This window comes from Streptomyces sp. NPDC001156 (assembly GCF_053598275.1).
The window spans coordinates 1-7,471 of the sequence record NZ_JBSFJX010000306.1; the positions used below are offsets into that span (position 1 = coordinate 1).

Annotated in this window: 9 protein-coding genes; 5 read left to right on the forward strand and 4 right to left on the reverse strand. The window is 71.0% G+C overall.

Features of this window, described 5'->3' with window-relative positions; all coding sequences use genetic code 11:
• Window positions 1–44: 44 nt before the first annotated feature.
• Window positions 45–935 (reverse strand): LysR family transcriptional regulator, encoded by an 891-nt coding sequence (locus ACWDA7_RS48440; RefSeq protein WP_450614036.1) that lies wholly within the window; start codon window positions 933–935, stop codon window positions 45–47.
• Window positions 936–1,196: 261 nt separating this feature from the next.
• On the opposite strand from ACWDA7_RS48440, the gene ACWDA7_RS48445 reads away from it, so the two are divergent.
• From ACWDA7_RS48445 to ACWDA7_RS48455, 3 genes are read left to right on the forward strand one after another with little or no spacing between them, the layout of a single operon-like run.
• On the forward strand, window positions 1,197–2,531 hold the full coding sequence (locus ACWDA7_RS48445) for an MFS transporter (RefSeq protein WP_450614037.1): 1,335 nt from the start codon (window positions 1,197–1,199) through the stop codon (window positions 2,529–2,531).
• Window positions 2,488–3,333 (forward strand): aldo/keto reductase, encoded by an 846-nt coding sequence (locus ACWDA7_RS48450; RefSeq protein WP_450614039.1) that lies wholly within the window; start codon window positions 2,488–2,490, stop codon window positions 3,331–3,333. Before ACWDA7_RS48445 ends, ACWDA7_RS48450 begins: the two co-directional genes overlap by 44 nt.
• A 13-nt stretch (window positions 3,334–3,346) precedes the next feature.
• Window positions 3,347–3,955 (forward strand): NADPH-dependent FMN reductase, encoded by a 609-nt coding sequence (locus tag ACWDA7_RS48455; protein ID WP_361002256.1) that lies wholly within the window; start codon window positions 3,347–3,349, stop codon window positions 3,953–3,955.
• 41 nt (window positions 3,956–3,996) lie between these two features.
• On the opposite strand, the gene ACWDA7_RS48460 is transcribed toward ACWDA7_RS48455, so the two are convergent.
• Genes ACWDA7_RS48460 through ACWDA7_RS48470 form a run of 3 tightly spaced genes read right to left on the reverse strand, consistent with a single transcriptional unit; the run spans window position 3,997 to window position 5,836 of the window.
• Window positions 3,997–5,052, reverse strand: coding sequence for an LLM class oxidoreductase (locus ACWDA7_RS48460; protein WP_450614041.1), 1,056 nt, complete (start codon window positions 5,050–5,052; stop codon window positions 3,997–3,999).
• A 17-nt stretch (window positions 5,053–5,069) separates the two neighbouring features.
• Complete coding sequence (locus ACWDA7_RS48465; RefSeq protein WP_450614043.1) at window positions 5,070–5,450, reverse strand: glycogen debranching N-terminal domain-containing protein; 381 nt, start codon at window positions 5,448–5,450, stop codon at window positions 5,070–5,072.
• Between the two features lie 8 nt (window positions 5,451–5,458).
• Window positions 5,459–5,836, reverse strand: coding sequence for a DUF2267 domain-containing protein (locus ACWDA7_RS48470; RefSeq protein WP_359557260.1), 378 nt, complete (start codon window positions 5,834–5,836; stop codon window positions 5,459–5,461).
• A 913-nt stretch (window positions 5,837–6,749) separates the two neighbouring features.
• Here ACWDA7_RS48470 and ACWDA7_RS48475 point away from each other — a divergent pair.
• Window positions 6,750–7,316, forward strand: a complete 567-nt coding sequence (locus ACWDA7_RS48475) for a general stress protein (protein WP_450614045.1) — start codon at window positions 6,750–6,752, stop codon at window positions 7,314–7,316.
• 42 nt (window positions 7,317–7,358) lie between these two features.
• On the forward strand, window positions 7,359–7,471 hold a 113-nt coding region (locus ACWDA7_RS48480; protein WP_450614047.1), incomplete at its 3' end, for an Hsp70 family protein.

Consider the following 7,471-nt stretch of genomic DNA (forward strand, 5'->3'; position numbering starts at 1 on the left):
GCCGGACACCACCGACGGGTGGCGCCCGGGCCGCGGCCCGGGCGTCACAGGGCGATGACGTGGAGGTCGACCAGGTCGAGCAGCGCCCCCAGGGCCGAGCTGGGCCGCCGGGTCGAGGACGTGCCGAGATGCATGCTCCAGCGGAGCATGGTGCCGTGGACGTCCAGGACGTGCAGGCCGGGGGTGCGGGCAACGGCGAACGCGGGCAGGAAGGCGATGCCCAGACCGTGCCGGACCAGTGCCGCCCCCATGTCGATGTCGGGCACTTCCAGTGCCACCCGGCGTACGACGCCCGCCGCCGCGAAGGCCCGGTCGACCACCTCGCGGTTGCCGTAGCCCGGCGGGAAGTCCACGAAGGGCTCCCCCGCGAGGTCCGAAAGTGCCACCTTTCCCCGCTGCGCGAGCGGATGGACGGCGCTCACCGCCAGGACGAGCGGCACGGTGGCCAGCTCCCGTGCGTCGATCCCGGCGGGCTTGCGTTCGGGCAGCGACAGGAAGGCCACGTCAAGGTCCCCGCTGAGCAGCGCGTGCGCCAGTCCCGCCGAGCCGGCCGTCGCCAGCCGCAGCCGGACGTCGATCGCCGGATGCCGCGCGTGCAGCTGCCCGAGGAGCGCAGGCAGGTCCACCACCTCGACCGAGGCCATGGCGCCCACGTTCACCGTGCCGCGCAGCGTGTCCTGTGCGGCGCGCACGGCGTCCTGGGCGGCCTGGGCGGCGTGCAGGGTGGCCCGAGCCTCCGGCAGCAGCGCCGCGCCCGCCCCGGTGAGCCGGACCTGCTGCGACGTGCGCTCGAACAGCGCGCAGCTGAGCTCGCGCTCCAGGGAGCGGATCGCGGCGGACACCCCCGACTGCACCACGTGCAGCCGACGGGCGGCACGCGTGAAACTCAGCTCGTCGGCGACCGCGATGAAGTGCTCCAGCTGACGTAGCTCCACACGAGAAGTATCACTCGCATTGCTGGAGCCCAGCAAAAACATTCGTTGGCACTGATTCTGGCTGGTGAGGAAGATGGAAAGCGCCATCCGCTTCCGCCCGAGGAGGGGTACCCCTGCCTGCCGTTCCGACGCCGCTGAGCCGTCCCACAGCCGACGCTCCCGACGACCCGACCCACCGGATCCCAGCACCCGCTCCCGCCGACCTGCCGCCCCGCGCCCCCCGCCCGGCGCCGTGCCTCGCACACGACCGGCTTCTGGTTCGTGGCGGTGGCCTTCACCGTGCTGATGGCCTTCGGCACCGCGCCGACCCCGCTGTGGCCGCTGTACGAGGCCCGGGACCACTTCGGCGCGACCACGGTCACGGTGGCGTACGCCTCGATGGTCGTGGGCGCAGCGGCCGCCTTCCTAGGGCTGGGACACCTGTCGGACCGGCTCGGGCGGCGGCGCATCATCGTCCCGGCGCTGCTGGTCGGCATCGTCGCGTCGGTCGTACTGATCGTGTGGCGGGACCTGCCGGGGCTGATCGCGGGCAGGATCCTGAACGGTGTCGGACTGGGGCTGATGGCCTCGACCGCGACGACGTATCTGCACGACCTCCACCACGAGGTCCGTCCGGAACGGACGGGTTCGGTGCTGCCCGGCATCGTGGCCACCGCCGCCAACCTCGGCGGCCTGGCCTCAGGGCCCCTGGTCGCCGGAGCCGCCGCCGAGTGGCTTCCCACGCCCCTGATCACCGCCCAGGCGATCTTCACGCTCGCCATGGCAGTGTGCCTGGCGCTGGTGCTGTGCACCCCGGAGACCGTGGACCTGGAGCTGCCCGCGGCCCAACCGCCCAGCAGGTTCGTCCTGCGCCCCGGCGGCCGGCGGGCGTTCGGCGCGGCCGGCGCGCTGGGCGCCTTCGCCTTCGCGATCCTCGGCCTGATCTCCTCCCTCGGGGCGAGCGTGCTCCACGGCACCCTGCACACCGACTCGCACCTCGTGGTCGGCCTGGCGGCCTTCCTCATGTTCGGTTCCGCGGCGGCCGCCCAGCTGGTGCTGGGACGCCTCCCACTGCCCCGGGTCCTGACCGTGGGGGCAGTGGTCTTTCCGGTCGGCCTGATCCTGTGCGCCGTCGCCCTCTACCACCCGGCGCTCTGGCTCTACCTGGTCGCCGTGTCCCTGTCGGGAGCCGGCTCCGGGCTGCTGTTCAAGGGAGGAGTCGAACGTGCCGGTTCAGTGGCCGAGCCCGCCTCACGCGCGGGGGTCCTCGCCGTGTTCTTCGTCGTCGCGTACCTGGGAATGGGCCTGCCCTCCGTCCTGTTCAGCATCGCCCTGCGGCACTTCGCCGTGCAGACCGCGATGATCGGCTTCGCGACGGTCCTCTCCTGCGGCGCCGTTGTGTCGGTGGTCGTCGCGTTGCGGGATCGCGCACCCGGTCCCGGCGAGCTCTCGGCGCAGTCCGCTCGCCCCTCGCTCCCTGCGGCGCATGCGACACGGCTGTCTGGGAGGCGCGGACCTGGGCACTCGGTGCGGGTGCGCGTGACACGGATCCGCGGCAGACGGGAGGCCCGAGATGTCTGCGGAATCGGCCAGAACGATTGTGCTCCCCGCCGGTGAGGAGATCGCGGCGCTCGGGCAGGGCACCTGGTACCTGGGCGAGGACCCGGCCCGGCGTGAACAGGAGATCGCCGCGCTGCGGCTGGGCGTGGACCTGGGCATGACCGTCGTCGACACGGCGGAGATGTACGGCGACGGCGCAGCCGAGGAGCTCGTCGGGGAGGCCCTCCGGGAGCGCCGGGAGGAGGTCTTCCTCGTCAGCAAGGTGCTGCCCGGCCACGCCGACCGGAAGGGCACCGTCGCCGCCTGCGAGGGCAGCCTGCGGCGGCTCCGTACGGAACGGCTGGACCTGTACCTGCTGCACTGGCGGGGACGGTGGCCACTTGAGGAGACCCTTGCGGGATTCACCGACCTGATGGAGGCGGAGAAGATCCGTTACTGGGGCGTGAGCAATCTGGACGTCGCCGACATGGCCGAGCTGACCACCCTCCCCGGTGGCGACGCCGCGGCCGTCGACCAGGTGCTGTACAACCTCTCCCGGCGCGGCATCGAGTGGGATCTGCTCCCCTGGTGCCGCAAAGCCGGGGTGACGGTCATGGCCTACTCCCCGATCGAGCAGGGGCGGCTCCTGAAGGTCGAGGCACTGGGTGCCGTGGCCCGGGCCCTCGGAGCCACGCCGGCCCAGGTGGCACTCGCCTGGGTGCTGGAACAGGGGGTGGCCGCGATCCCGCGTTCCGGATCACCCGACCACGTTCGGGAGAACCGCGGCGCAGTGGACCTCCACCTTCCCACCGAGGCGCTCGACGCCCTCGACGAGGCGTTCCCGCCGCCCAGCGGGCCCACGCCCCTGGAGATGCTCTGAAGGAGTTGACAGGATGGCGCGCCCGCTCGTCGTCGGAATGGGAGGTTCGCTGCGCACCCCGTCGACCAGCCTCACCGCACTGTGTGTGGCGGTCGAGGGGGCGGCCGATGCGGGCGCCGGCACCCTGGTGATCGACCTCAAGCGGCTGGCTCTTCCGTTCTACACGTCCGAGCACGGGATCCCTGCGTCCGCCCGCCGGCTTGCGGACACCGTTCAGGCCGCCGACGCCCTGCTGTGGAGCAGCCCGACATACCACGGGTCGGTCAGCGGCGCGTTCAAGAACGCGGTGGACTGGCTCGCCCTCCTGGCCGACCACGACCCGCCCTACCTCAGCAACAAACCCGTGGGGATGCTGACGACTGCCGGTGGAGTGCAGGGCCTGCAGGCGATCAACGCGATGGAGTTCATCGTGCGGTCGCTGCGCGGCTGGGCCGTGCCGCTGGTGTTCGCGGTCCCGCGGTCCTCCCGGGTCTTCGACGGCGACGGACGCCTCACCGACCAGGCGGTCGCGGACCAATTGCGCGGCCTCGGCGCGGAGGTGACCAGGGCGGCGCTGCAGTTCCGGGCGGAGGGCACGTGCGACTACGCGCAGGAGCGGCCGTCCGGGGCCGTCCGGGACTGAGCCCGGACCTGTCACGCAGGGGCGCCGGGGGTCGTGCTTCCTCAGGGCCCGGTCCGCTCCACGGGCCGCCGGTGCTCGCCGCGCGCCCCAAAGCGCCCGGGCGGGAAGTGCGGCAGCACGTGTTCGGCCAGTTCGTCGATCACTTCGGCGACCGGACGGCGGCTGTGCTTGAAGTTGATCATCAGCTGGTCGATGCCGATGTCCTGCCAGGCCCGCATCATCGCCAGGAACGACACCCGGCCCACCGAGAAGCCCTGGTGGATGCGCCGGGGCAGGGCCAGCGGGTCCTCGGTCAAATCCAGATAGGTGGCCTGCGCGTACGGCTTGAACCCACCGCCATCGCCCTCGGTCAGCTCCCGCCACCGCTGGATGTTCTCGGCCTGCTGCTGGAGCGGCGGGGTGTAGTACAGCCAGCCGTCCGTGTTGTCGGCGATCCACCGGACGTCCTGCCTGCCGCGTCCCGTCATCAGTACGGGGATCCGCCGGTACACCGGCTTGGGCAGCAGATCGGTGCCGCGCATCCGGCCGAGCGGCGACTCCACGTGCGGGAAACGGTGCTCGAGAACGACACGGAAGTACTCCAGCGACTGCCGGAACCTCTCGGCCCGGCCGCCCAGGTCCTGACCGAAGGCCGGGAACTCCACGGGCCGGTCACCGGTGGCCACCCCGAGCAGGAGCCGTCCGCCTGACAGCTGGTCCACCGAGGCGGCCGCCTTGGCGGTGTGCAATGGATGCCGCAGCGGCATGACGATGCTGGCGGTCCCCAGTGTGATCGAGGTGGTGCGGGCACTGAGCTGCCCCAGGTACACCCACGGGTCGAAGACCTGCCCGGCGTCCCCGAAGCTCGGGTCCAGCAGCGGCACGTCACGGACCCACACCGAGGCGAAGCCGGCCCGCTCGGCCTGCTGGATCCGCTCGATGTGCCCGGCCAGGGACGGCACGGGCCCTTCGAAGCCCTCCAGGGGCGTGATGGCGCCAACGGTCATCCTGCCGCCGGGATACGCCCTGGCCATGGCCGCGTGCTCGGAGAACGGCCGCTGCGCCCCGCCTTCGACGTCCACGGGTGCGCCGGCTGAAGGAACTGTCGATTGTGTCATGCGATCCTCCGGCGATTTCATGCCGAGTCCGGGCGCATCAGACGCGTGCTGAGGTTGCGCAACCGGAGGTCCTCGCGCATCCCCTCGCCGACGTAGCGCCGACGTTCCAACAGGAGTTCGCTCTGCGCGCCGTGTGTCGGGACGAGGGCGACGAGCGTGGTGCTGTAGGCGTCCTGGGAAAGCACGGTGAGGTGGTGCGGCCGGTGGCCGTCCACCCGGATCTGCCAGTCGGAGATGACCCGCACGTCGCGGACGAACAGCCCCTGCGGCACCTCGGCCTCCATGTCGCCCGAGGTGCCCGAGACGCAGAACGTCCGCCCCTCGACCAGTGTGACGGTGGCCGTCGTGAGTACGGCCGGTTCCGTCTCCTCGATGATGGCGCCGACCTCGTCGGTCATGGCTCCTTCTAGCCCGGGGCGCCGACGAGAGCCTCGAAGTCCCGGGGCAGTTGGGATATTACGTGGCGGAACTCGCCATCACTGACCGCGTCCCTCAGGGTGCTCAGCTCCGCCCGTACGCCCTCGCGGGCCTCGTCCGGGCTCACCCCTGCTCGCCTGCTCACCCGATTGATGAACTCGTCGAGTCCGAAGGGCTCGGCCTCCGGAGTGGGAGAGACCAGCGGTTCCTTCAGCGGCTTGGGCAGTTCGGACGCGAGGTCCTCCGCCTCACCCCTGGTGAGCCGCTCGGCCAGGGTTTCCAGGGTGGCACGGGTGAGGGGCTCCGCCTTCTCCGGGGGGACAGGGGCGCGCCGGGTGATGGTGTCGAGGAAGGTGTTGTAGTCCATGAGCCGTCCTTTTTCTGAAGCTTTGCAACTGCCTGGCTTGGGACCTGAGACAGCCACCGAAGGGTGCGTGTGGGGGTGGCGGGCTGATGCGCGTCATGGTGCATGCACCTCAGCAGAGGCCATTTCTATGCTCCGGATTTGGGCCACACCCTGCCTGCTCCCGGCGGGCGGAAAAGCGGCGGGCTCCATAGACCTCCGAGCACAAGTGCAGACGGCCTCCGCCACGGCAAAGGGGACACCGACGCCGGTCTGCCGGATGTGCGTCAGGGCGCCGTGCCTGTGGGCGCGGTCGGCTTTCCCGCCGTCGCGTTTCCGGCCGGCCCGTTCGGCCCGTTCGGCGTCGAGAGCGTTCGACGGCGGCGAGCTGTCGGGCGATGTCCATCAGCCACACTGCCAGGTCGTTGGACCGTGGGACACGGCCGGCGCGGCTCTCACTCGCACCCAAGAGATGAGCATGACCTCGTCAGACACGGTGCTGGCCCGCCCCGCTTCCTCCAGTGCCCTCGAAGCCGTTGTGTGACGCTCGGGGGTGATGGTCGGGGTGGTGGCTGATCTGGTGTGTTGCTGGCTTGTTGAGGGGCGGGGTGATGCCGCTCGTCGGGGCGCCCTGACACAGTCCCGCTTCCGCGAGTTGGTCATGTCGTCCGGTCAGCGGCTCTCGTTCGAGGCGTCGAAGCGGGGAGAAAGTCCCTTGCGTCGGAACATCCGTGAGCCCCGCTACCTCATGCCGGGCCGAACCCTGAGGTACCCCGCCGCGAGCCGCGAACCCGAATCGTCGTCCCGCCTCCTGTCCTCGCAGACCGACCGCCGGTGCCACTTTTCGACCCGCTGGGCGCAGGCGGGGTGACCGGGCGAACAGCCACTCTGGGGCCTGTCGGGACCGCTCGGCGGTCCGTCGGCGGAAGGAGTGGCCATGACCGAGCAGGCCCGCAGGGCCGTTGCCTCGTACTCGACGTACCAGGAAGCCGAACGTGCCGTCGATCACCTCGTCGACCAGGGCTTTCCCGTTCAGAAGGTGGCGATCATCGGTCGGGACATACGCCTGGTCGAACAGGTGATCGGTCGAATGGGGTACGGCGAGGCCGCCCTCCACGGCGCAGCCACCGGAGCGCTGCCCGGCGTACTCGTCGGCTGGATCTTCGGGCTGCTGAACTGGCTGAATCCGGTCGTCTCCGGTCTGCTCCTCGCCCTGTACGGGCTGATCTTCGGAGCGGTCGTCGGTGCGCTGCTCGGCGTGCTGTTGCACGCGGCCCAGGGCGGCCGCCGGGACTTCGCCTCGGTCCGCTCGATGGAGCCCAGCCGGTACGACGTCGTGGCGGACGAGGACGTCGCCGATGAGGCCGTCCGGCTGATCGTCGGGCTGGACAGCAGGGCCGGCGCGAACACGGAGAGCGCCTCCTCCAGGGGCTGGCGCCCGCGCAGCGACCCCGCCCCCAGCTCAACGAGTTTCGAAGCCGGGCGGACAGGGCCCGGAGGATGAACGGTCGCCGACGGACGTCGACCGCCGCGGAAGGAGTTCCTCATGGCCAAGGCAGTGGGCATCGACCTGGGCACCACCAACTCGGTGATCGCCGTGTGGGAGGGCGGCGAGCCGTCCGTCGTGCCCAACAGCGAGGGCAACCGCACGACACCGTC

What these genes read in the sequence shown, in the direction of transcription:
- ACWDA7_RS48450 (WP_450614039.1), top strand. Translation starts at nt 2,488, where the DNA reads ATGTCTGCGGAATCGGCCAGAACGATTGTGCTCCCCGCCGGTGAGGAG.
- ACWDA7_RS48455 (WP_361002256.1), top strand. Translation starts at nt 3,347, where the DNA reads ATGGCGCGCCCGCTCGTCGTCGGAATGGGAGGTTCGCTGCGCACCCCG.
- ACWDA7_RS48460 (WP_450614041.1), bottom strand. Translation starts at nt 5,052, where the DNA reads ATGACACAATCGACAGTTCCTTCAGCCGGCGCACCCGTGGACGTCGAA.
- ACWDA7_RS48465 (WP_450614043.1), bottom strand. Translation starts at nt 5,450, where the DNA reads ATGACCGACGAGGTCGGCGCCATCATCGAGGAGACGGAACCGGCCGTA.
- ACWDA7_RS48470 (WP_359557260.1), bottom strand. Translation starts at nt 5,836, where the DNA reads ATGGACTACAACACCTTCCTCGACACCATCACCCGGCGCGCCCCTGTC.
- ACWDA7_RS48475 (WP_450614045.1), top strand. Translation starts at nt 6,750, where the DNA reads ATGACCGAGCAGGCCCGCAGGGCCGTTGCCTCGTACTCGACGTACCAG.